The 21,844-nt window shown below is 70.5% G+C and carries 20 protein-coding genes; 11 read left to right on the top strand and 9 right to left on the bottom strand.

Going from position 1 to position 21,844, the window contains the following annotated elements; genetic code table 11:
• Positions 1-89 precede the first annotated feature (89 nt).
• Entirely contained in the window at positions 90-1,949 is a 1,860-nt protein-coding gene (locus G515_RS19055) for an ABC transporter ATP-binding protein (RefSeq protein ID WP_036553768.1), read from the bottom strand.
• An 88-nt stretch (positions 1,950-2,037) separates the two neighbouring features.
• Here G515_RS19055 and G515_RS0101805 point away from each other — a divergent pair, with 88 nt between their 5' ends.
• Complete coding sequence (locus G515_RS0101805) at positions 2,038-2,475, top strand: MarR family winged helix-turn-helix transcriptional regulator (protein ID WP_028658749.1); 438 nt, start codon at positions 2,038-2,040, stop codon at positions 2,473-2,475.
• 31 nt (positions 2,476-2,506) lie between these two features.
• Positions 2,507-3,115: a dephospho-CoA kinase gene (coaE, locus tag G515_RS0101800; RefSeq protein ID WP_028658748.1), complete on the top strand. Its 609-nt coding sequence runs from the start codon at positions 2,507-2,509 to the stop codon at positions 3,113-3,115.
• 99 nt (positions 3,116-3,214) lie between these two features.
• Here coaE and G515_RS0101795 read toward each other — a convergent pair whose 3' ends face one another.
• From G515_RS0101795 to G515_RS19045, 3 genes are all read right to left on the bottom strand, one after another.
• The gene (locus tag G515_RS0101795; protein WP_028658747.1) at positions 3,215-4,159 is read right to left on the bottom strand and encodes a sigma-70 family RNA polymerase sigma factor; all 945 of its coding nucleotides are present in this window, start codon (positions 4,157-4,159) and stop codon (positions 3,215-3,217) included.
• 242 nt (positions 4,160-4,401) lie between these two features.
• Positions 4,402-6,600, bottom strand: coding sequence for a S9 family peptidase (locus G515_RS19050; protein ID WP_084652949.1), 2,199 nt, complete (start codon positions 6,598-6,600; stop codon positions 4,402-4,404).
• 10 nt (positions 6,601-6,610) lie between these two features.
• The gene (locus G515_RS19045) at positions 6,611-7,999 is read right to left on the bottom strand and encodes a DNA polymerase IV (protein ID WP_036553767.1); all 1,389 of its coding nucleotides are present in this window, start codon (positions 7,997-7,999) and stop codon (positions 6,611-6,613) included.
• 198 nt (positions 8,000-8,197) lie between these two features.
• Here G515_RS19045 and G515_RS0101780 point away from each other — a divergent pair, with 198 nt between their 5' ends.
• Entirely contained in the window at positions 8,198-9,274 is a 1,077-nt protein-coding gene (locus G515_RS0101780) for a DUF4192 domain-containing protein (RefSeq protein ID WP_028658746.1), read from the top strand.
• Between the two features lie 228 nt (positions 9,275-9,502).
• On the opposite strand, the gene G515_RS0101775 is transcribed toward G515_RS0101780, so the two are convergent.
• Complete coding sequence (locus tag G515_RS0101775; RefSeq protein WP_245565140.1) at positions 9,503-10,036, bottom strand: hypothetical protein; 534 nt, start codon at positions 10,034-10,036, stop codon at positions 9,503-9,505.
• Between the two features lie 171 nt (positions 10,037-10,207).
• Here G515_RS0101775 and G515_RS0101770 point away from each other — a divergent pair, with 171 nt between their 5' ends.
• From G515_RS0101770 to G515_RS0101760, 3 genes are all read left to right on the top strand, one after another.
• Entirely contained in the window at positions 10,208-10,612 is a 405-nt protein-coding gene (locus G515_RS0101770) for a universal stress protein (protein ID WP_028658744.1), read from the top strand.
• Positions 10,613-10,718: 106 nt separating this feature from the next.
• On the top strand, positions 10,719-11,327 hold the full coding sequence (locus G515_RS0101765) for an HhH-GPD-type base excision DNA repair protein (protein WP_211220918.1): 609 nt from the start codon (positions 10,719-10,721) through the stop codon (positions 11,325-11,327).
• 140 nt (positions 11,328-11,467) lie between these two features.
• Positions 11,468-12,952 (top strand): RNA polymerase sigma factor, encoded by a 1,485-nt coding sequence (locus tag G515_RS0101760; RefSeq protein ID WP_028658742.1) that lies wholly within the window; start codon positions 11,468-11,470, stop codon positions 12,950-12,952.
• 72 nt (positions 12,953-13,024) lie between these two features.
• Here G515_RS0101760 and G515_RS0101755 read toward each other — a convergent pair whose 3' ends face one another.
• Together G515_RS0101755 and G515_RS0101750 are read right to left on the bottom strand one after the other, a co-directional pair.
• Positions 13,025-13,516 (bottom strand): DUF456 domain-containing protein, encoded by a 492-nt coding sequence (locus tag G515_RS0101755; RefSeq protein WP_028658741.1) that lies wholly within the window; start codon positions 13,514-13,516, stop codon positions 13,025-13,027.
• Positions 13,517-13,602: 86 nt separating this feature from the next.
• On the bottom strand, positions 13,603-13,833 hold the full coding sequence (locus G515_RS0101750) for a DUF7455 domain-containing protein (protein WP_028658740.1): 231 nt from the start codon (positions 13,831-13,833) through the stop codon (positions 13,603-13,605).
• A 273-nt stretch (positions 13,834-14,106) separates the two neighbouring features.
• Here G515_RS0101750 and G515_RS0101745 point away from each other — a divergent pair, with 273 nt between their 5' ends.
• Together G515_RS0101745 and G515_RS0101740 are read left to right on the top strand one after the other, a co-directional pair.
• Complete coding sequence (locus G515_RS0101745) at positions 14,107-16,203, top strand: DNA gyrase/topoisomerase IV subunit B (protein ID WP_051217855.1); 2,097 nt, start codon at positions 14,107-14,109, stop codon at positions 16,201-16,203.
• Between the two features lie 9 nt (positions 16,204-16,212).
• Positions 16,213-16,632: a hypothetical protein gene (locus G515_RS0101740; protein ID WP_028658738.1), complete on the top strand. Its 420-nt coding sequence runs from the start codon at positions 16,213-16,215 to the stop codon at positions 16,630-16,632.
• Between the two features lie 64 nt (positions 16,633-16,696).
• On the opposite strand, the gene G515_RS0101735 is transcribed toward G515_RS0101740, so the two are convergent.
• Positions 16,697-19,018, bottom strand: a complete 2,322-nt coding sequence (locus tag G515_RS0101735; RefSeq protein WP_028658737.1) for an FdhF/YdeP family oxidoreductase — start codon at positions 19,016-19,018, stop codon at positions 16,697-16,699.
• A 70-nt stretch (positions 19,019-19,088) separates the two neighbouring features.
• Here G515_RS0101735 and G515_RS0101730 point away from each other — a divergent pair, with 70 nt between their 5' ends.
• Both G515_RS0101730 and G515_RS0101725 read left to right on the top strand, forming a co-directional pair.
• Positions 19,089-19,901, top strand: a complete 813-nt coding sequence (locus G515_RS0101730; RefSeq protein ID WP_245565138.1) for a formate dehydrogenase accessory sulfurtransferase FdhD — start codon at positions 19,089-19,091, stop codon at positions 19,899-19,901.
• 55 nt (positions 19,902-19,956) lie between these two features.
• Entirely contained in the window at positions 19,957-20,415 is a 459-nt protein-coding gene (locus G515_RS0101725) for a PaaI family thioesterase (RefSeq protein ID WP_028658735.1), read from the top strand.
• A gap of 169 nt (positions 20,416-20,584) precedes the next feature.
• Here G515_RS0101725 and G515_RS0101720 read toward each other — a convergent pair whose 3' ends face one another.
• Positions 20,585-21,196, bottom strand: a complete 612-nt coding sequence (locus G515_RS0101720) for a maleylpyruvate isomerase family mycothiol-dependent enzyme (RefSeq protein ID WP_028658734.1) — start codon at positions 21,194-21,196, stop codon at positions 20,585-20,587.
• A 64-nt stretch (positions 21,197-21,260) separates the two neighbouring features.
• Here G515_RS0101720 and G515_RS19040 point away from each other — a divergent pair, with 64 nt between their 5' ends.
• Complete coding sequence (locus G515_RS19040) at positions 21,261-21,734, top strand: MarR family winged helix-turn-helix transcriptional regulator (RefSeq protein ID WP_036553761.1); 474 nt, start codon at positions 21,261-21,263, stop codon at positions 21,732-21,734.
• The last annotated feature ends 110 nt before the right edge of the window (positions 21,735-21,844 follow it).

Here is a 21,844-nt window from a genome sequence, read left to right as displayed (position 1 = left end):
GGTCCCGGTGTCGTGTCGATCTATGGAGGGTCCCGGACAGTGCCGCGCGCACTCGTGGGTGCCCGCATCCCGCCCGAGCGGGGAGCGGATCAGACCCCGACGACCTCGGCAGGGGTGATCGACTCCCCTCCGGAGGTACGTCGGCGCAGCAGGTCGGCGTACGCGCCCCCGCGGGCGGCGAGCTGCTCGTGGGTGCCGAGTTCGACGATCCGGCCGTGGTCGAGGACGGCGATCTGGTCGGCGTCGCGGATCGTGGAGAGTCGGTGGGCCACGGTGATCGTGGTGCGCCCCCGGGCCAGGGTGTCCAACGCAGCCTGGACCTCGCGTTCGGTGGTGTTGTCCAGCGCGCTGGTGGCCTCGTCCAGGATCAGGATCCGCGGATCTCGCAGGAGGGTGCGGGCGATCGCGAGCCGCTGCTGCTCGCCACCGGAGAATCGGTGGCCCCTGGCTCCGACGACGGTGTCGTATCCCTCGGGCAGTGCGACCAGCACCTCGTGGATGCGGGCCGCACGGGCGGCTGCCTCCAGTTCCGCATCGCTGGCGTCCGGGCGGGCGTGGCGGAGGTTGTCGCGGACGCTGGCGTGCAGCAGGTAGGTCTCCTGGGTGACCATGCCGACCGCGTCCGCGAGCTGGGCGAGGGACAGGTCGCGCAGGTCGACGCCGTCCAGTCGGATGCTCCCGGCCGTGGGGTCGTGCAGACGTGCGACCAACGCGGCCAGGGTGCTCTTTCCCGATCCGGTCGCACCGACCAGGGCCAGGCTGGTGCCCGCCGGGACGGTGAGGTCGATGTCGCTCAGCACCGGTCGACCGTCGGCCTCGTAGGCGAAGCCGACGTGATCGAACTCGACAGTCCCGTCCACCCGTGCGAGGTGCACCGGCTCGGCCGGGTCGTCGATCTCCACGATCAGGTCGAGGTACTCGAAGATCCGGCTGAACAGCGCGAGGCTGGCGGTGATCTCGATGCCGACGTTGAGCAGGCCCATCAGCGGCCGGAACAGCGAGCCCTGGAGCGAGATGAAGGCGACCAGCGTGCCGATGGAGAGCCCGTCCCGGGTCACAGGCAGGCCGGCGGCGAGGTAGAGGGCCGCGGGGACGGCGGCGAAGACCACCTGCATGGTGGCCATCCGCCAGCGCCCCGCCAGTTGGGATCGCACCTCCAGGTCGACCAGTTCCGCGCTGGTGTGCTCGAATCTGCCCGCCAGTGCGGGAGCGGCCCCCAGGGTCTTGGTGAGCCGGATGCCCGAGACGCTGAGCCCCTCCTCCACCTGGACGTGCAGATCGGCGAGTTTGCGCTGCCGCTCGGCCGTCACCTGGTGCCGCATCCGGGCGACCTTCCGGGTGGTCAGCACCGCCGGCGGCAGGACCAGAAGCGAGATCAGGGCGAGTCGCCAGTCGAGCGCGAACATCGCCACCACGGTGCCTACGACGACCGTGACGTTCGCGGCGGTGCTGGTCGCGGTGGAGGTGACCACGCTCTGCATCGAGCCGATGTCGTTGATCAGGCGGGACTGCACCTCGCCGCCCCTGGTGCGGGTGAAGAAGGCCATCGACTGGCGCTGGAGATGTGCGAAGAGGTCCGACCGGAGTCGGTGCATCACCTGCTGGCCGATCCGGGTCGACAGGAGTGTCTGCAGGACGCCGAGTGCGGCGCTGGCCACGGCCACGCCCACCATCACCCCCACGCACCACAGCAGGAGGGAGAGGTCCTGATCGGGCAGGGCGACGTCGATCACCTCGCGCACCAGGAACGGCTGGGCCAGACCGATCAGCGAACTGATCACGATCAGGACGATCACGACCACCAGCCCGCCTCGGTGCGGCCGGAAGAGCGCGGAGATCCGCCGCAGGGACACCGGGTTGCGTTCCAGTTGCCTACGTGCGGTGCGTGCGGCGTCGGGCGAGATCGGCGGTCGCCCGCCCGGTCCGCCTCCCATGCCCAGGTCGGCCATCTGACTCCTCGGGTTGTTCGGTCTTCAGCATCGATGGTGAGGTAACCTCACGATGAGGTCAACTCACCGACTTGCGGAGGTATTCCACATGCCCGTCCCGACGGCGCCCGGTTCCGACTCGACCGCCGACCTGCTGATGTCCGTGGCGCGCGCTCTCCGCCGCCGCTACGCCTCGGTCCTCAGCGAGATGGAGCCGGTGATCACCCCCTCCCAGGCGCGGGCCCTGGGCGTCGTACGTCGCAGTGGTTCGCCCCGGCTGTCCCATCTGGCCGAGGTGCTGCGGATCGCATCGCGCTCGGCCACCGAGGTCGTCGATGCCCTCGAACACCACGGTCTGGTCCGCCGTTGTCCGGACGCCTCGGACCGCCGGGCGACCTGCGTCGAGCTCACGCCCGAGGGGGAGCGGGTCCACGACCTGGTGGCCAGGGCTCGGGACCGCGCCGCCGAGGACCTGCTCGGCGGGCTCGGTCAGGACGAACGGGCCCAGTTGGACCGGCTTCTCGCGACAGTCCTGGACCACGCCTGACCGGTTCGGGCCGGGCGGCTACGGTGGCGCCATGCGAGTGGGACTGACCGGTGGGATCGGCGCGGGCAAGAGCGCGGTGGCGAGCATGTTGGCCGAGTTGGGGGCGGTGATCGTGGACGCCGACCGGCTGGCCCGCGAGGTGGTCGCGGCCGGGACGCCGGGACTGGACCAGGTGGTCGAGGCGTTCGGGCCGGAGGTGCTCACCACGGAGGGCGAGATGGATCGGGCCGCGGTGGGCGCCCTGGTCTTCGCCGACGAGACGAAGCGGGCGCAGCTGGAGGGGATCATCCATCCACTCGTCCGGGCCCGCGGCGCGCAACTGGAGGGCTCGGCGGGGGAGGAAGACATCGTCGTCCACGACATCCCACTGCTCGTCGAGACCGGGCAGGCGGATCGCTTCGACGCGGTCCTCGTGGTCGACGCCGACGACCGTACCCGGGTGACCCGCCTGGTTGAGCACCGCGGCATGACCGAGGACGAGGCGCGTGCCCGGTTCGCGGCCCAGGCGAGTCGTGCGGAGCGGCTGGCCGCGGCGACGTACGTGCTCGACAACTCCGGAACGCTCGAAGACCTCCGCCAGCAGGTGGCGGAGGTCTTCGATCAGTTGCGGGTCGGGTCGAGCACCCGCTCCCGCGGTTGAGCTGACCGGGGCCTGGGTGGGTGTGTGGCAACCACGAGGGCCCCAGCCGGCCGGCTGACCTGTGTAGAGATCAGCCGGCCGATCCCCAAGGAGGGACGATCAGGCGGCCATGTCGGGGTCGCCGAGACGGCGCAGCTTCTGCAGAGCCTCCCGCTCCAACTGGCGCACCCGCTCGGCCGAGATGCCGTGCTTGACGCCGATGTCGGCCAGCTTGTGCTGCCGGCCGTCGACCAGGCCGTAGCGGCTGCGGATGATGTCGGCGGCCCGGGTGTCGAGCTGGCCGACCAGGGTGTTGAGCCGGTCGCGGCTCTCTGAATCGAGCACCGTCAGATCCGGGCTCGGCACCGTCTCCTGGGCCATCAGGTCGCCCAGTGAGGTGTCGCCGTCCTCGTCGACGGGCGTGTCGAGGCTGACGTGCTCACGCCCCCAGGAGAGCAGGTCCAGCACGCGGTCGACCGCCATGCCGAGCTCGTCGGCGATCTCCTGCGGCTCGGGCGTGCGGCCCAGCTGGCGCTCGAGGGTACGGCGGGCGCCGCCGACCTGGTTGAGCTCCTCGACCACGTGCACGGGCAGCCGGACCACGCGGGCCTGCTGAGCGATGCCGCGGGTGATCGCCTGCCGCACCCACCAGGTGGCGTAGGTGGAGAACTTGTAGCCCTTGGTGTAGTCGAACTTCTCCACCGCGCGTATCAGGCCGGTGTTGCCCTCCTGGATCAGGTCGAGCATGGGCATCTGGGCCCGGCCGTACTTGCGCGCGATGGAGACCACCAGGCGCAGGTTGGCCGTGATGAAGGTGTCGACCGCCTTGCGGCCCTCCTCGGCCAGCCACTCCAGCTCCTCCTGGGTGGCCCGGCCCGGAGCCCCGCCCTTGCGGCGGCCGACACGGCCCTGGTCGAGGAGGTACTGCGCGTAGAGCCCCGCCTCGATGGTCTTGGACAACTCCACCTCTGCGGCGGCGTCGAGCAGTTGGTTGCGGGCGATCTCGTCCAGGTAGAGGCCGACGCTGTCGCGTCCCTCGATCTCACGGGTAGCGGTGTTCGCCATGGGACCCTCCTCGCACATGTTGGACACGTCTCGTGTCCTTGTGGTGTCAACGCACCCGGTGGCCGGCGGATTCCCCCGACCGCGGTGCGCTCTCACTGGTTACGACGTACGAGGTGGCGGCGAAGTTGCCGAGGAGGGCAACTCTCAGGGAGATCTCAGGGACCACCCCGAGGAGGCCCGCGTGCGTGTCTCCTCGACCCGGTCGGACCGGGCGCGCACCCGGCTCGGGGTGGTGGGCCGCGTCAGTCCCGCGCGTTCGCCCCGGCAGCGGTCAGGCCCAGCCGATCCAGGATCCAGGACAGCGAGAAGGCCCGGTCGTGCCACGCCTGGTAGCGCCCGGAGACGCCGCCGTGACCCGCGGACATCTCGGTGCGCAGCAGGACGTCGGCGCCCGCGACCGCCCGCAGCCGGGCGACCCACTTGGCCGGCTCGACGTAGAGCACCCGGGTGTCGTGCAGGCTGGTCTCGGCCAGGATCGGCGGGTAGTCCTGGGCGGTGATGTTGTCGTAGGGGGCGTAGGCCGAGATCCACTCGTAGGCCTCCTGGTCGCCCTCCGGGTTGCCCCACTCGTCGTACTCGGTCACCGTGAGCGGGAGAGTGCTGTCCAGCATCGTGGTGAGGTTGTCGACGAAGGGCACCGCCGCGGCCACGCCGTCGAACAGGTCGGGTGCCTGGTTGAGGACCGCGCCCATCAGGAGCCCACCTGCGCTGCCGCCCTCGGCCACCACCGAGGAGGCCCAGCCCTGCTCGCGCAGATGCCGAGCACTGGCGATGAAGTCGTCGAAGCTGTGTTGCTTGTGCGCCATCTTGCCCTCGTCGTACCAGCGTCGTCCCATCTCACCGCCGCCGCGCACATGGGCGATGGCGAAAGCGCCGCCCCGGTCCAGCAGGGAGAGCCGGGCGATGGAGAAGTACGGGTCCATCGAGGCCTCGTAGGCGCCGTATCCGTAGAGCAGCACCGGCACCGGTCCGAAGGCCCGGGCATCCTTGCGCACCACCAGCGAGATCGGCACCTGCTCACCGTCCGGCGCCGTGGCCCAGAGCCGGTGCTCCTCGTAGTCGTCGCGGCTGTAGCCGCCCAGAACCGGTGCCTGCTTGCGCAGAGCGAGGCGGCGGGTGCGGACGTCGTAGTCGTAGACGGAGCTGGGAGTGCGCATCGTGGTGTAGCCCAGGCGCACGGTGGGCTGCTCGAAGGCCGGCGAGCCGCCCGCCCCGATGGTGTACACCTCGTCGTCGAACTCGACCAGGTAGTCCTCGCCCACACCCTCCGCGTCGAGCTGGAGGATGCGCAGCTGGGTGAGTCCCTCGCTGCGCTGGTGGACCACCAGGTGGGTGGCGAAGGCGTCGACGTCCTCGAGACGTACGGCGGAGTCGTGCGGGATCAGCGGGGTCCACCCGTCCGGCGGGGTGGGAGACACCGGGGCGGTGGCCAGTTCGAAATCGGGACCGGTGCCGTTGTGCATCACCAGGAAGGTGTCCCGGCCGCCGATCACCGCGTGGTCGAGGCTGTACTCCAGCCCCTCCTGACGGGCGGAGAAGACCTGCCACCCCGCCTCGGGGTCCTCCGCGTCGAGGTAGCGGTACTCGGAGGTGAGCTTGGAGCCGATCACCATGACGAGGAACCGGTCGCTGCGGGTGCGGCCGACCCCGGTCCAGTACTTCGGGTCGGTCTCGTGATGTACCAGTTCGTCGTCCTCCTGCGAGGTGCCGAGCCGGTGTCGCCAGATCTTGTCCGGGCGCCAGGTGTCGTCCACGGTGGCGTAGTAGAGGTTGTCGCCCTCCCGGTCCCAGGTGGCGCCGCCGAGCACCCCCTCGATCACGTCCGCGCGCAGTTCCCCGGTGGTGAGGTCCTTGATCCTGAGCGTGTAGCGCTCATCGCCCACGGTGTCGGTCGAGTAGGCCAGCAGGGTGGTGTCGGGGGAGATCGAGGAGCCGCCGAGGGAGAAGAAGTCGTGGCCCTCGGCCAGTTCGTCGAGGTCGAGCAGCAGTTCCTCACCGGGAAGTGCCGGTTGGCCGGGCTCGACGTCGGAGGGAGCGGGCGGGGTCCAGTCGTGCGGGTCGGTGACGCGCACGCGGCAGGTGGCGCCGTACTCGCGTCCCTCGAAGGAGCGACCGTAGTACCAGTAGCCGCGGTGGCGGGTCGGGACCGACAGATCGGTCTCCAGGGTGCGCCCCTTGATCTCCTCGAAGATCGTCTCGCGCAGTCCGGCCAGGTGGGCGGTGCGTGCCTCGGTCCAGGCGTTCTCGGCCTCGAGATGCCCCAGCACCTCGGGCGAGTCCTTCTCGCGCAGCCAGTCGTACTCGTCGACCCGGGCGTGGCCGTGGTGCTCGCGGGTCACGGGCCGTGCGGGCGCCTGCGGAGGACCCTCCGGTGCGCCCGTGGAGGGGCTGGCCGTGGGGGAGTCGGGGCTGCTGGCGGGGACGTCGGTGCGTGACGGCATGCCGGAGACCTTATCCCTCCGTGGACTCGGCGGTGTCCTCGTCCGGATCGGGCCAGGGGCGCAGTGCCGGGTCGTCCAGGGCGAAGGAATGCACCGGCCCCGGCGGTGTCTCGGCCGTCTCGAAGCGGACGGTCACCACACTCCGGCCCGATCCCCACACCCAGCCGCGGCCGTGCTCGTCGTGGGCGACGTCCATGCCCGGGGTCCAGCGGGCACGGCGGCGTACCGAGAGGGGGAGTGGCCCGGCCCCCGGCGACCCGGTGTCCTCCGACCCGGGGCCGGTGCCCGGGGAGGGGGTGGCGCCATGGGAGTCCACACCGAGGGCGGCGTCGCCGAACAGATCCTCCTGGATCCAGTCGGCCAGCCCGGAGACCCCGACGCCCAGCAGCCGCACGCCCCCGGTCGTGTCGAGATCGGTGAGCAGGGTGCGGGCGAGTCGGCTGATGACCGCGGCGCTGTCCGTCGGGGAGGGCATGGTGGAGGAGCGCGACAGGGTGGTGAAGTCGTGCAGTCGCACCTTGATCGACACCGTGCGGCCGGAGAGGCCGTGCCGGTGCAGTCGCTCGGCGACCAGGGTCGCCTGACGGTTCAGCAGGTGTTCCATCAGCGGGCGTTCGGTGAGGTCCTGGTCGTAGGTGTCCTCGACGCTGACCGACTTGGCCTCACGCTCGGCCACCACGGGGCGGTCGTCCTCGGCCCGAGCCAGCTGGAACAGCGTGCTGCCGTGCGCCTTGCCGACCAGGCGCACCAACTCCTCCTGCGAGACCGTCTCCAGGTCGGCGATCAGGTGGAGGCCGGCCCGGTGCAGCCGCTCGGCGGTGGCGGGGCCGACTCCCGGGATCACGCTCACCTTCATCGGGCGGAGCAGTTCCCGCTCACCGCCGGGCGGCACGACCACCAGGCCGTCGGGCTTGTCCAGGTCGCTGGCCACCTTGGCCAGGAACTTCGAGCTGGCCAGCCCCACCGACGCGGTGAGACCGCCGGTCGCCGTGCTCACCGAGGCCCGCAGTGCCTCGGCCAGGTCGGTGACCGTGTCGACCTCGAGATCCGGGAGCCCAGCGGCGGCCAGGTCCACGAACGCCTCGTCGAGCGAGAGCGGCTCGACCAGCGGGGAGACGCCGCGCAGCAGCGTCATCACCTGCTCGCTGGCCTTCCGGTAGGCGCCGAAGCGCCCGCCCAGGTACGCCGCGTGCGGGCAACGAGACCGGGCCTCCCTGATCGACATGGCGGAGTACACGCCGTACTGCCGGGCCTCGTAGGAGGCCGTGGAGACGACCCCTCGCTGGCCGGTGCCGCCCACCACGACCGGTTTGCCCCGCAGCGACGGCTTGTCGCGCTGCTCGACGGAGGCGAAGAACGCGTCCAGGTCGAGATGGAGCACCGAGGCATGCGCGCGCACGCGGGAAACCTATCCCGATCCGGGCGGCAGGACGGTGTCAGGAGGGCGCCGGGGCCGTGCTGGCCGAACGCGTGTGAGCGCTGGGCGGAGGTGCCGGAGGGGCCGCTCGTCGTCCACCCCAGGGCTGGAGAACGGCCTCGTCCACAGCCGCCGGCGCCGCGGTCGCGAGCAGCCCCACGCGAGGCGACTCTCGATGGCATGACCACCTCATCAGGCCCTCGTGCCGACCATCCCACCCGGACCATCACCGCGCGCACCCCGGAGGACCTGTTGGCCCTCGTCCCGGTCGTGCTCGGCTTCGAGCCCGAGGATTCGATCGTCATGCTCGCCGTGCGGGCTCGCACCCCCTTCCACGCCCGCCTCGACCTACCTCACGGCGACGATCTCCCCGACGCGGTCGCGGCTCTGCTCGGGCCGGCGCGGCAGCACGGGGTCGGCCGCGTGGTCCTCATCCTCTACACCGGCCGCGAGACCACGGCGAGACGATTCCGGCGACTGGTCCGGCCCGCCTTCCGTGGGGAGGGGATCGAGATCGTCGATCTGATGCGGGTGCACGATGGCCGGTGGTTCAGCCTCTCCGGCCACCCTGGGGTCCCGGAGCACGGTGTGCCCTTCGACGTCGCCACCCACCCGTTCCGGGTGGAGGCGGTGGCCGCGGGGGAGGTTCTGGCCTCCTCCCGGGGTGAGATCGCGGCGCGGCTGCGGCCGGATCCGCCCGGTGTCGAGGCCGTCTCGGCAGCCCTCGAGGACCTGTTCGGGGCGTCGGCGCGAGCGTGCGGGCAGGTGGGCGGTCCCCTTGCCGGGGATCCACCCGACATGTCGGGCACCGAATTGCGGGAGACCCTCCGGCGACATGCAGAGGCCGGCGACCGGATCGACGACCTCACCGCCGCCCGCATCCTGGTGGCCGTGTCCCGGGCCGACCCGGGTGGGCGTGCCTGGGTCGGACTCACTGCGCAGCAGGCGAGCAGGCACGTCCGACTGTGGGGCGATCTCCTACGTCGGGCGCCCACGCCCTTGGATGGACCTGCCGCCGCGGTGCTGGCGGCGCTCGCCTGGGTCGCCGGGCGGGGCGCGCTCGCGTGGTGCGCCGTCGATCGTTCCCGGGAGCGGTGTGTCGATCACCCGCTGACGGATCTGGTCGCCCTGCTGCTCGAGCACGCGGTGCCACCGCCCGGCCGCTGGTCCCCACAAGCCCTCGCGGCGGCACACGAGGTCGGCTCGGTGGCAAGCCGGGCCGAGTTGGTGGAGCTGTTCCACGAGCTCAGCCGGTGATGCGCCCGGCCGCGATCGTGGCCCCCCCGCTCGATCACGGCTCCGCGGCGGGACATGGCAGCGGCGACGCAGGCGCGCCGGTGCCGGAGCGGGAGCCGCCGACCGTGATGGGTCCGCCGGGTCCGCAGGCGGTTTGGTCCGCCAGCCGACCGGCTCTCGCCGCTCAGCGTTCCCGCTGAGGGGTCCCTGCCTCCGCCTGTGTGGGCTCCTCATCAGCCGCGTGCCGGGTCAGTGACCGGCCGAGCGGCGGCGCATCCGCACCCAGGTACGGCTCAGGCCGCTGCGCGGATCCCACCAGCCGTGCCGGTTGGCCACCACGAAGACCAGCGGCAGCCCCGCCTCGCCGTACGCCTGACGCGCGGCGGCCAGCCAGGCCGCGTCGACGTCCTGGAGCACCAGCCCGCCGGGACGGGTCAGCCACAGCAGCCCGGGGTCGTGCGTCCCGGCGCGACTCCGACGGGTCAGCGCCGCGATCACATCGGCACGCAGGGCATGGTCGAGGTGGTCCTCCGGGCGGACCGGGAAGAGCAGTTCCCGCGCGCCGGGTGTGCCCACGTGCAGGATCGGCAGGTGCGCCCGGCGGCGCTCCGTCGTCGCGTGGTCGTAGACGAGCCGACGCAGCCGACGGGTGAGCAGCGCGGGCAGCGGGGGACGGAGACCCTCGGCCGCGGCGAGCACTTCTTCTTCGCCCGAGCCTCCGGAGGCTGCGTTGGCGCCAGAGACATGGGTGAGACCGGCAGCGGGGTCGGGTCGTGGATCCATGTGGACCTCGTTCCCCTCGCCGGCGGATTCAGTGCGCAGTCCACAGGGCGTTTCGCGCACCCTGCGAGTCTGGGGCTGATGGGGTGCCCGAAATGGCGTAGCGTGCTGACCGGTCGAGTGATCCAGATCACCTGACCGGGATGGATACGCGCAGGTGACGAGGAGTTGGTCATGGGGTCCGTGGTGGTCGGTTACGTTCCCAAGCCGGAGGGCGAGGCGGCCCTCGACAAGGCGATCGAGGAGGCCCGTCTGCGCGACGCGCGGATCGTGGTGGTGAGTTCACACCGCGGTGGCTCGGATTTCGATGACACTGCGGCACGTCGGGCCGAGGACGACTTGGAGAAGGTTCGCACCAGGCTCGATGAGTCGGGCGTCCCCTACGTCGTGCGCCAATTGGTCCGCGGCTTCGAACCCGCCGAAGACCTGGTCAGCATCGCCGAGGCCAACGAGGCCGAGTTGATCGTCATCGGTCTCCGCAAGCGATCGCCGGTCGGCAAGTTGATCCTGGGCAGCAACGCCCAGCGGATCCTGCTCGACGCCCACTGCCCGGTCCTCGCGGTCAAGGCCAAGTACTGACTCGCTCGCCAGCGCACCGACTGAACGCTCGGTGCTCGGACCGCGTCCACCTCGAGCAGCGCAGGGCGCTCGCCTGCGGGGGTTCGCGCCGCTCGTGGGTGCGATGATGGGAGACATGGTCACCTTGCAGATCACCGGCGACCCGGCCGCTGACCAGATCCTCTCCGAGGACCCGTTCGCCCTGCTGGTCGGCATGATGCTCGATCAGCAATACCCCATGGAGCACGCCTTCCGCGGGCCGGCCAAGGTGGCCGAACGGTTCGGGTCCTTCGATCCCGCCGAGATCGCCGCGGCCAACCCGGAGGAGTTCGCCGCCCTCTGTGCCCAGACGCCTGCGATCCATCGCTTCCCCGGTTCGATGGCTGCGCGCCTCCAGGAGCTCGCAGCCCTCGTGCTGCGGGAGTACGGCGGGGACGCATCGCGGCTGTGGACCGAGGCGAGCACCGGCCGGGATTTGCTGCGGCGGGTCCAGGCTCTCCCCGGGTTCGGTCAACAGAAGGCCCGGATCTTCGTCGCCCTGCTGGCCAAGCAGCTCGGCGTCCGGCCGCCGGGGTGGGAGCAGGTCGTGGGTGATTACGCGCTGGAGGGTTATCGCTCGGTCGCCGACGTGGTCGACGGGGCTTCGCTGCAGAAGGTGCGTGACCACAAGAAGGAGATGAAGGCCGCAGCCAAGGCGGCCAAGACGGCCAAGACGGCCAAGACGGAGCAGCCATGACGTGGAGGCTGCCGTGTGAGCGGATCGGCCCTCCGTGGCGGGCAGGTCGATGCCGCGACTGTTTGAGGGCCGTGGCAGAATGACGGAGCGGCTCTTGACGACACCGGGCATGGCCGCGCCCCGAAGCCAGTTCACGAGAGGTGTTCGTGTCCTCGAACGCACGCAAGATCCCAGCTGAGGTGCTCGCGCACCCCGCCGTCGTGACCCTCATCCAGACTGGTCAGCCGGCTGGCCGGGTCACTCCCGAAGAGGTCCGACAGGCGACCGAGGATGCCGCGGTTGAGCCGCGCCACCTCAAGTCGCTGATGATGCATCTGAGCGCGTTGGGGATCTCGGTCGACATCGGCGCAGGGGCCTCCCGCGCGGTGGCCGCGACCACCCGCAAGGGCACTGCCACCGCGAAGGCCTCCGCCAAGAAGGCCGCGCCGAAGAAGGCGGCCGCTCCCGCCTCGCCGGCCGCGAAGAAGCCGGCGAAGACGTCCGCCAGCGCGCAGGCGCAGGCTGCCGAGGTCGAGGCGGTCGAGGTCGAGCTTCCGGCCGAAGAGGTCAAGATCGGGCCGGACGGCAAGAAGATCCTTCCCGACATCTCCGATGAGCAGTTCGAGAAGGATCTCAAGGCCGACCCGACGATCAAGGAGGACGAGAAGGAGGCCTCCTTCGTCGTCTCCACCTCCGATGACACCGACGAGCCCGAGCAGCAGGTCATGGTCGCGGGCGCGACCGCCGACCCGGTGAAGGACTACCTCAAGCAGATCGGCAAGGTTCCGCTGCTCAACGCCGAGATGGAGGTCGAGCTCGCCAAGCGGATCGAGGCCGGCCTCTTCGCGGAGGAGAAGCTCGCCAAGGGCGGCAAGATCAGCCCCAAGCTGCTCGAGGAGCTCGAGTGGATCGCCGAGGACGGCAAGCGGGCCAAGAACCACCTGCTGGAGGCCAACCTCCGGCTGGTCGTCTCCCTCGCCAAGCGCTACACCGGCCGCGGCATGCTCTTCCTGGATCTCATCCAGGAGGGCAACCTCGGTCTGATCCGTGCGGTCGAGAAGTTCGACTACACCAAGGGCTACAAGTTCTCCACCTACGCCACCTGGTGGATCCGGCAGGCGATCACGCGGGCGATGGCCGATCAGGCGCGCACGATCCGTATCCCCGTGCACATGGTCGAGGTCATCAACAAGCTGGCCCGGGTCCAGCGTCAGATGCTCCAGGATCTGGGCCGCGAGCCCACCCCGGAGGAGCTGGCCAAGGAGCTCGATATGACCCCGGAGAAGGTCATCGAGGTGCAGAAGTACGGCCGTGAGCCGATCTCGCTGCACACCCCGCTGGGCGAGGACGGCGACTCCGAGTTCGGTGACCTGATCGAGGACTCCGAGGCCATCGTGCCCGCCGACGCGGTCAGCTTCACCCTGCTCCAGGAGCAGCTCCACGCCGTCCTGGACACCCTGTCCGAGCGTGAGGCCGGTGTGGTCTCGATGCGCTTCGGCCTGACCGACGGCCAGCCGAAGACGCTCGACGAGATCGGCAAGGTGTACGGCGTGACCCGCGAGCGGATCCGCCAGATCGAGTCCAAGACCATGTCCAAGCTGCGCCACCCCTCGCGCTCCCAGGTCCTGCGCGACTACCTGGACTGATCCAGCCGAGATCATGCGACGGCCCTCCCGGATTCCGGGATGGCCGTTGCTGGTTTCGGTCGAGGTGTCGGATCAGGTGAGTGCCAGCGCGACCAATCCGCAGACCCAGACCAGCACCGCGATCAGCGCGGAGATCAGCTCGATCACGATGCTGAGCCCGAGGGCCTTCAGGGCGTGCACGGTCGAGTTCCAGGCCCGGTCGTGGCCGACCCGGTGCCACTCGGCGAGGTAGACGCCGATCGGGAACCCGATGAACAGCCCGACGACCGGGATGACGAAGAAGCCGACGACGCCGAGCAGCACGCCCAACCACTGGGTGCTCGCCGGAATGTCGTTGCTACTGAGTCGCTTCCCGGGGATGAGGTACTTCACCACCTGGCCCACCAGCAGGATCGCGAGGGCCAGGCCGAAGACGACCCAGGCGGTGGTGCCGCCGGTGAACAGTGCCCAGCAGAACAGCGCGACGGCGATCAGCAGGACGCCGGGGAGGATCGGTACGACGATCCCGGCCAGGCCGACCGCGATCGCCAGCGAGACCAGGACGGTGACCAGCACGGTGCTCACGCTCGGCGCTCCTCATCGGCTCTGAAGATGCCTACGGGCCCCGGAACTCTCCGGGGCCCGTAGGTGTTGCTCGGTGGTGAGTCGGTTCAGGACTCAGTGGTGGCGGCCTCGCTGGGACCGCCGGCAAGCTTGTGGGTCTCGTCGACGACGTTGACGGCGATCTCCTTGAGCTTTTCTCCGTGTTCACGTGCGTGGTGTGCGCAGAAGAGCAGCTCACCGCCCGACTGGAGCTCGACCCGCAGGTAGGCCTGGGCGCCGCAACGGTCGCAGCGGTCCAGGGCGGACAGCGGGGTGCTGGGGGCAACGGCAGTGGTCACATCGGCCTCATTTCTGATCTGTCGGTGACACAGAGAGAACGTAACCCGGGGACACAAGATTCCCGCCCCCACGTGGTTCACCTCACCTGAATCCCATCACGGATGCTTCGCATTCGGTACTTGGATCCCAGTCGTCGGACCCGAGGTCGGATCGGACCGCGACGCTCGTGCCTCCTCCCTGTGGCGCCCACGGGACGCAGCCGGTAGATGTGCATCACGCTAGTTGCGCCCGAACGGGTGTGGGAACAGGGCCGGGCGGCGTGTCGCGGGTACATTCAGCGGTGCGTCACAACTGCTAGGAGCCCCACGATCGACAACACGTACAACGCCGCGCACCTTCTCGTCCTGGAAGGCCTCGAGGCGGTTCGCAAGCGCCCGGGCATGTACATCGGGTCCACGGACACCCGCGGCCTCATGCACTGCGTCTGGGAGATCATCGACAACGGTGTCGACGAGGCGCTGGCCGGTCACGCCGGTCGGGTGGAGGTCACCCTGCACCCCGACGGTTCGGTCGAGGTGTACGACGACGGCCGGGGCATCCCGACCGACAAGGAGCCCAAGACCGGCCTGCCCGGCGTCGAGGTGGTCGCCACCAAGCTGCACGCCGGCGGCAAGTTCGGCGGGTCCTCCTACGCCGCGACCGGCGGCCTGCACGGCGTGGGTCTTTCGGTGGTGAACGCCCTGAGTTCGCGGATGGACATCGACGTGGACCGGTCCCCCTCGCGGAAGGGGCTCTCCTTCCAGCGCGGGCTGCCCGGCGTCTTCGAGGGGGAGGGGCCGAAGGCATCCTTCGCCCCCCAGAGCGGGTTGACCCGGACCGGCAAGCGGGTCGCCAAGGGCAGGAGCGGGACCCTGGTCCGGTTCTGGCCGGATCGGCAGATCTTCACCAAGGACGCCGGGTTCCTGCTCGACGAGCTCATCGCCCGAGCACGGCAGACCTCCTTCATCGTGCCCGGTCTGGAGCTGGTGATCCGGGACCAGCGTGGCCCCGAGCCGGTGGAGGAGAAGTTCCGCCACGACGGCGGGATCGCGGAGTTCGCGGAGTTCCTCGCCAAGGACGAGCCGGTCACCGACGTACTCCGGCTGCAGGGCGCCGACACGTTCACCGAGACCGTGCCGATGCTCGACGACCAGGGCCACATGAGCCCGCAGGACGTCGAGCGGGAGTTGAAGGTCGATGTCGCCGTCCGCTGGGGCAGCGGCTACGACAACGAGGTCCGGTCCTTCGTCAACGTGATCGCCACGCCGAAGGGCGGCACCCACGTGAGCGGATTCGAGCAGGCCCTGACCAAGACCTTCAACGACGCGATGCGCTCGACCAAGGTGCTCAAGGTCAACGACACCGACGTGGTCAAGGACGACGTCCTCGAAGGGCTGACCAGCGTGGTCACGGTCCGCCTGGCCGAGCCCCAGTTCGAGGGGCAGACCAAGGAGATCCTCGGTACGCCGTCGGCTCGCACCGTCGTGCGCAAGGTGGTCGCCCAGGAACTCAAGACGTTCCTCACCGAGTCCAAGGGCGCGCGCAAGCAGCAGGCGAAGCTGGTCATGGAGAAGGTGCTCGGTGCCTCCAAGACCCGGATCGCCGCGCGCCAGCACAAGGAGACCCAGCGTCGGAAGAACGCCCTCGAGTCCTCCTCCCTCCCCTCGAAGCTGCGCGACTGCCGCTCGGGTGACAACGATCGCACCGAGTTGTTCATCGTGGAGGGTGACTCGGCGCTGGGCACCGCGCAGTACGCCCGCAACGCCGAGTTCCAGGCGCTGCTGCCGATCCGGGGCAAGATCCTCAACGTGCAGAAGGCCTCGGTGGCCGACATGCTGAAGAACGCCGAGTGTGCCTCGATCATCCAGGTGGTCGGTGCCGGGTCGGGACGCTCCTTCGACCTGGACGCGCGCCGCTACGGCCGGATCATCTTCATGGCCGATGCCGACTCCGACGGGTCGCACATCCGCACCCTGTTGGCGACGTTGTTCTTCAAGTACATGCCGGAGATGATCGCGGCGGGACGGGTCTACTCCGCGGTGCCGCCGTTGCACCGCATCGAGCTGACCAATCCCAAGAAGGGCATGGATAAGTACGTCTACACCTATTCCGACGACGAACTGCAGCGGAAGCTCGCGGAGCTGTCGAAGAAGAAGATGAACTGGAAGGACCCTGTGCAGCGGTACAAGGGTCTGGGTGAGATGGACGCCGATCAGTTGGCCGAGACCACGATGGACCCGCGTCGCCGTACCCTCCGCCGCCTGACCGTCGATGACGCCGACGTCGCGGCCGAGGTCTTCGAGCTCCTGATGGGCTCGGAGGTGGCGCCGCGCAAGGACTTCATCGTGCAGGGCGCCTACGAGGTCGACGTCGACGCGATCGACGCCTGAGCGGTCGAGATGATGCAGCAGAAGGCGGTCCGGACGGCTGCCGCGAAGGCGTTCAAGGCGCGCAAGGTGCCGTTGCGCAAGGGTGCGTGGCGGCTTCGGCACGATGAGCTGACCTGGTTCGTCTCGTTGCGGTCCAGTGGGCCGCAACCCGAGGCCGATCTCGTCTTCGAGGTCGGCTGCTGGGTGCACGATCTGGTGCCGGAGCCCGAGGGCGGCGCCGTGGACTGTCCGCTCCTCCTCGACGTCCCGCTGGCAGTCGAGGACCGTACCTCGGCGGGCGAGGTCGGCGCGGCCGTGGACCGCCTGCTCGACCGGCTGGACGCCGTCCCCGATCCCGCCGCGCTCGCCGCCGCCTGGCGGGACGGCGACTGGGGCGACGCGTACGTGGACGTCGTGCTCGCCGAGCATCTCCGGGGTCTTGCACCGTGAGGCAGCGGCGGCGCTGATCGACGCCGCCTGACCTTCCGCCCAGACGCCGGAGTCGCAGTCGCCCTCAGCCGGCCGGTTCGAGCCGGATGATGACCGACTTGGAGGTCGGTGTGTTGGACTCGGCCGCGGTGGAGTCGAGGGGCACCAGCACGTTCGCCTCCGGGAAGTACGCCGCCGCGCAGTGCCGCGGGGTGCCGTACGCGACCACCCGGAACCCCGGGGCGCGTCGCTCCTGCGGCGGGGCGCCTTCGCGGTCGTGCCAGATGCTCACCAGGTCGACGACGTCGCCGTCGCTGTGCCCGAGCGCCCGAAGGTCATCGGGATTGACCAGCACCACCCGGCGTCCGCCGCGGATGCCCCGGTAGCGGTCGTCGAGCCCGTAGATCGTGGTGTTGAACTGGTCGTGGGAGCGGATGGTCTGCAGGATCAGGTGCCCCTCGGGCACCTCGAGCGGCTCGAGCGGATTGACCGTGAGCCGGCCCTTCCCGGTGGCGGTGGCGAAGGAACGGGAGTCGCGCGGGCCGTTGGGCAACTGGAATCCGCCCGGCTGGGTGAGCCGCTCCTCGAAGGAGTGGAAGCCGGGTACGACGTGCTCGATGTGGCGGCGGATCCGGGGGTAGTCCTCGCCCAGCCCGCGCCAGTCGATGCCTCCCTCGGAGCCGAAGAGGGCCTCACCGATCCCCGTCACGATGGCGACCTCGCTACGCAGTTCCGCGGAGCCGGGCAGGAGCCGGCCGCGGGAGGTGTGCACCATGCTCATCGAGTCCTCCACGGTGACGAACTGCTCGCCGCCGGGTCGCAGGTCCCGCTCGCTGCGCCCGAGGCAGGGGAGGATCAGTGCCTCCCGGCCGTGGTGGAGGTGGGAGTGGTTGAGCTTGGTGGCGATCTGCACGGTGAGCCCGACCCGTGCCAGGGCTGCCTCGGTGACGGCACTGTCAGGGGTGGCAGCGACGAAGTTGCCGCCCAGCGCGACGAAGACGTCGATCAGCCCGTCGCGCATCGCCCGGATGCTGTCGACGGTGTCGAACCCGTGCCGGCGCGGAGGGTCGAAGTCGAACTCCTCGCCCAGCGCGTCCAGGAAGACGTCGGGCATCTTCTCCCACACCCCCATGGTGCGGTCGCCCTGTACGTTGCTGTGGCCGCGCACCGGGCATGCCCCGGCGCCGGGACGGCCGATGTTGCCGCGAAGTAGGAGGAAGTTGACCAGTTCGCGGATCGTGGGAACCGCGTTGCGATGCTGGGTGAGCCCCATCGCCCAGCAGACGATCACCCGCTCGGAGGAGGCCACCTCGTCGGCCAGCGCCTCCAGGGTGGTACGCCGCAGACCGGACTGCTCCTCGAGGTCGGCCCAGGCCAGGTCCGCCCAGGACGCGGCGGCCTCGGCGTACCCGTCGGTGTAGCGATCGAGGAAGTCGTGGTCCAGCGCATCGCGCTCGACGAGGATCTTGTTGAGCCCGGCGAACAGGGCCTGGTCGCCCCCGACCCGTACGGCGAGATGCCGGTCGGCGATCGCGGTGCCGCGCCCGGCGAGGCCGCGCACGGTCTGCGGGTTCTTGTAGCGGGTGAGCCCGGCCTCGGCCAGCGGGTTGACCGAGACGATCCGGGCGCCGCGCTGCTTGGCCTCCTCCAGAGCTGTGAGCATGCGGGGGTGATTGGTGCCGGGGTTCTGTCCGACGATGATGATCAGCTCGGACTCTTCGGCGAGGTCCTCGTAGGTGACGGTGCCCTTGCCGATCCCGATCGTCTGGGTCAGGGCGGTGCCGCTGGACTCGTGACACATGTTGGAGCAGTCGGGCAGGTTGTTGGTGCCCAGCCTGCGGGCCAGCAGCTGATAGACGAAGGCCGCCTCGTTGGAGGCCCGGCCGCTGGTGTAGAACGCGGCCCGGTCGGGGGAGGGGAGAGCACGCAGCCGGTCGGCGATCAGCGCGAGGGCGTCGTCCCAGGTGATCGGCCGGTAGTGGCTCGCGCCCTCGGCGAGGTACATCGGTTGGCTCAGCCGCCCCTGCTTCTCCAGCCAGTGACCGGTCTGGTCCCGCAGCCAGGCGACCGGGTGCTCGGCGAAGAACTCGGGGCCGACCCGCTTTCGGGTGGCCTCCCAGGCGACCGCCTTGGCGCCGTTCTCGCAGAACTCGGCGTGCTTGCGCTTGCCCGGCCCGGGATCGGGCCAGGCGCAGGAGGGGCAGTCGAAGCCGCCGTCCTGATTCAGCGCGAGCAGTGTCCGGGCGCTGCGGGCGGGACCCATCTCCCGCAGGGCGTAGTCCATCGCGTGGGCGATGCCCGGGACACCGACCGCGGTGTGCTCCTGTGGCGTGACCTCGAGGCTCTCCTCGGGCCGGGTCCTGCCATCGGCGGGGTTCTGCTGGTGCCGGTCTGCTCGTCGTCCCACCTCTCCAACCTATCCGGCACCGGGTTCGGCGGGGCGTCGGGCGGGGGCCTAGATTGGGATCATGGCGGTGATGACCACGCGGCGCGCGATCGTCCGTCGCGGGCGGCCGCGGGGTGACGACCTGGCGGTCGAGGATCCCCTGGTGCTGGGGCTGGAGGGCCCCGGCGTCGCGCCCGGGGGCGAGGTGCTCGCCACCGTGATGCGCACCCCGGGCCACGACCTCGAACTCGCGGCCGGATGGCTGTGCGTGGAGACCGCAGGAGACCCGGATGCGCGCGGCGTACGCCGGCCCGAGGACCTGGTCAGTCTGCGGGCCTGTCGTGACCACGACACCGACCGGGTTCTCGCCCGGCTGCGTGAGGGGGTGAGGGCACCGCGCGCCCGCGCGTTCGTCACCTCCTCCGCATGCGGCGTGTGCTCGGCCGACGTGGTCGACCTCTCCGGTCTCCGCACGAGCCACGCACGCCGGGACGGCTGGCAGGTGACCGGCGAGGTGCTCGCCGGGCTGCCCGGGACGCTGCGCGCCCAGCAGCGGGTCTTCGCCCGCACCGGAGGGCTGCATGCGGCCGGCCTGGCCACCGCGGAGGGCGCCATCGATCGGGTCTTCGAGGACGTCGGGCGGCACAACGCCGTCGACAAGGCCGTCGGCCGCGCGCTGCTGGACGGCGCCCTGCCGGCCAGTGACCGACTCCTCGTGGTCAGCGGCCGGGTCTCCTTCGAGCTGGTGCAGAAGGCGATGGCCGCCGGCGTCGTGGGATTGGTGGCGGTCTCGGCGCCCTCTTCCCTCGCCGTCGACCTGGCGAGGGAGCACGGACTGCTGCTGGCCGGGATGGTGCGGGACGACGGCTTCAACCTGTACGCCGGCGAAGAGCTCGTCCGCTGAGCCGCATCCAGGGGTGCGGTAGCGGCCGCGTCCGGCAGGGTGTTGGGTGGAGGGCGTGAGCGAGCCTTCCCTGCAGGAGACCTATTTCGCCGGCATGACCTGTTTCGGCTGCGGCCCGGCCAACCCGAAGGGGCTGAGACTGCGCAGCTTCCCCGCCGGCGACGGCACGGTCGTGGCGCAGTTCCTGCCCTGGCCCGAACACGACAACGGCGGCGGGTTCCTCAACGGCGGGATCATCGCGACGTTGCTGGACTGTCACAGCGCGGCAGCGGTCCACCACACGGCGTACGACCACGGGTGGCGCGCGCCGGACGGCTCCAAACTGGCCTACGTCACGGCGGGCCTCGATGTGCGCTATCGGCGTCCGGCTCCGCTGAGCGAGCAGGTCGAGCTGGTGGCCGAGACGCTTGAGGCGAGCGAGGATGCCATCACCGCGCGGGTGCGTCTGGAGTGGGAAGGCAAGACCCGGGCCGAGGCGGAGGCGCTGTGGAAGAGGTGGCGGCCACGTCCCTGAGGTGACCCGTGTGGGACCTCGGCCTGGATCCGCGGATCCTTCGCCTGCTGCGCGCCGCGATCCGGGCGTGCCGGCCGCGTTGTCGCACCTCGACGGACCTTCGGCACTCGGCCTTGCCCGCCCAGCCGTCTGGTGGCGCTCGCGACGGCGACGATCCGTGGCTCCGGGCTCAGACCGCCTCGAGCGCTCCGGCGAGGTGATCGCGCGCGACCTCGCGCCCGGCGGCGAGCAGGAGGAGCCAGCGGAGCTCTCCCTCGACGACCGGCCCCTGACCGGTGGCCCAGTCGGCGTCGGTGGCGACCAGCCGGACGCCGTCGAGGGGGCGACGGAGCCGCACTCGGGTGTGGTTGAGCTCGAGGATGCGCTCGAGCGCGACCACCGCCGCGTCGCTCGGCACCCGTCGGTCCACGCCGAGCGGCACGCAGATGTCCTGGGTGTGGACGAGGATGTCCAGGAGGGGTTCCTTCTCGCTGATGAAGGGAGCCCGCTTCCTGGTCCCCTCGAAGCTTCGGATCCTCGCCACGATCTGGTCGTGGGTCAGTGGATTCCTCTTCGCGCTGTCGCGGATCATCGTGTTGAACCGCAGGCCGGCGCGGAGCAGGGGGCCCATCGCCTGGGGGAGGGTCAGCTGAGCCATGGAGAGGTGCGCGGCGACGTCACGGACCGTCCAGCCCCGGCACAGCGACGGGGTCGACCACTGCTCCGGGGTGAGACCGGTGAGCAGGTCGCACAGGGATGCCCGCTCGCGATCGGTGTGTGCCCACAGGGTGTCACTGTCCATGACGGTCCGATCAGCTATAGTCAGAATATCTGACTAATCTGACACGCCCGAAGGGAACCGTCAAGTGTCCTCAGTCGACCGGGGTACAGAACTCGGGATCCTGCTGTTCGTGGCCTCCCGCCGACTCGAGGAGGTCGCCTACGACGCGGCCGTCGCTGCGGGGGCCACGATCACCCTCGCGCAGTCCCGGCTGCTGGCGAGGATCGCGCCCGGGGGGAGCCGGATCACCGAGCTGGCGGCACAGAGCCGGGTCACCAAGCAGACCGCGGCCCATCTCGTGGACCAGTTGGCGGCGTCCGGCCACGTCGAGCGGGTGCCGGACCCCCGGGACGGCCGGGCCCGCCTGGTGCGCCTCACCGAACCCGCGCTGGCGATGGTGCCCGAGGCCGACTCGGCGGTGCGGACCGAGCTCCGCCGCTGGCGCGATCACCTCGGCGACGCGCGGATGGGCGAGCTGCTCGCGAGCCTGCGGGAGGTCGCCGAACTCGCCGACCCCTGGCGTGCGGCCGACGGGGAGGGCCGGCCCCACGGCGGCTGATCCGCTCGCCAGTGCACGACCAGACCCCTGCCCGATTCGACCGATCGGCGCCGGGTGCTCGAGGTGGTCGGACACGTTCTCCCCGACTGGCACGCCGAGGCGCTGCTGCG

The organism is Nocardioides insulae DSM 17944, assembly GCF_000422825.1.
GTDB lineage: Bacteria > Actinomycetota > Actinomycetes > Propionibacteriales > Nocardioidaceae > Nocardioides > Nocardioides insulae.
The sequence above is the reverse complement of the archived record's forward strand: the minus strand, read 5'-3'. Positions and strand labels throughout refer to the sequence as shown.

Excerpts from the sequence above, each read along its gene's own strand:
- G515_RS19055 (WP_036553768.1), bottom strand. The coding sequence starts at position 1,949 with ATGGCCGACCTGGGCATGGGAGGCGGACCGGGCGGGCGACCGCCGATC.
- G515_RS0101805 (WP_028658749.1), top strand. The coding sequence starts at position 2,038 with ATGCCCGTCCCGACGGCGCCCGGTTCCGACTCGACCGCCGACCTGCTG.
- coaE (WP_028658748.1), top strand. The coding sequence starts at position 2,507 with ATGCGAGTGGGACTGACCGGTGGGATCGGCGCGGGCAAGAGCGCGGTG.
- G515_RS0101795 (WP_028658747.1), bottom strand. The coding sequence starts at position 4,159 with ATGGCGAACACCGCTACCCGTGAGATCGAGGGACGCGACAGCGTCGGC.
- G515_RS19050 (WP_084652949.1), bottom strand. The coding sequence starts at position 6,600 with ATGCCGTCACGCACCGACGTCCCCGCCAGCAGCCCCGACTCCCCCACG.
- G515_RS0101780 (WP_028658746.1), top strand. The coding sequence starts at position 8,198 with ATGACCACCTCATCAGGCCCTCGTGCCGACCATCCCACCCGGACCATC.
- G515_RS0101775 (WP_245565140.1), bottom strand. The coding sequence starts at position 10,036 with ATGGATCCACGACCCGACCCCGCTGCCGGTCTCACCCATGTCTCTGGC.
- G515_RS0101770 (WP_028658744.1), top strand. The coding sequence starts at position 10,208 with ATGGGGTCCGTGGTGGTCGGTTACGTTCCCAAGCCGGAGGGCGAGGCG.
- G515_RS0101765 (WP_211220918.1), top strand. The coding sequence starts at position 10,719 with ATGGGAGACATGGTCACCTTGCAGATCACCGGCGACCCGGCCGCTGAC.
- G515_RS0101740 (WP_028658738.1), top strand. The coding sequence starts at position 16,213 with ATGATGCAGCAGAAGGCGGTCCGGACGGCTGCCGCGAAGGCGTTCAAG.
- G515_RS0101730 (WP_245565138.1), top strand. The coding sequence starts at position 19,089 with ATGACCACGCGGCGCGCGATCGTCCGTCGCGGGCGGCCGCGGGGTGAC.
- G515_RS0101720 (WP_028658734.1), bottom strand. The coding sequence starts at position 21,196 with ATGGACAGTGACACCCTGTGGGCACACACCGATCGCGAGCGGGCATCC.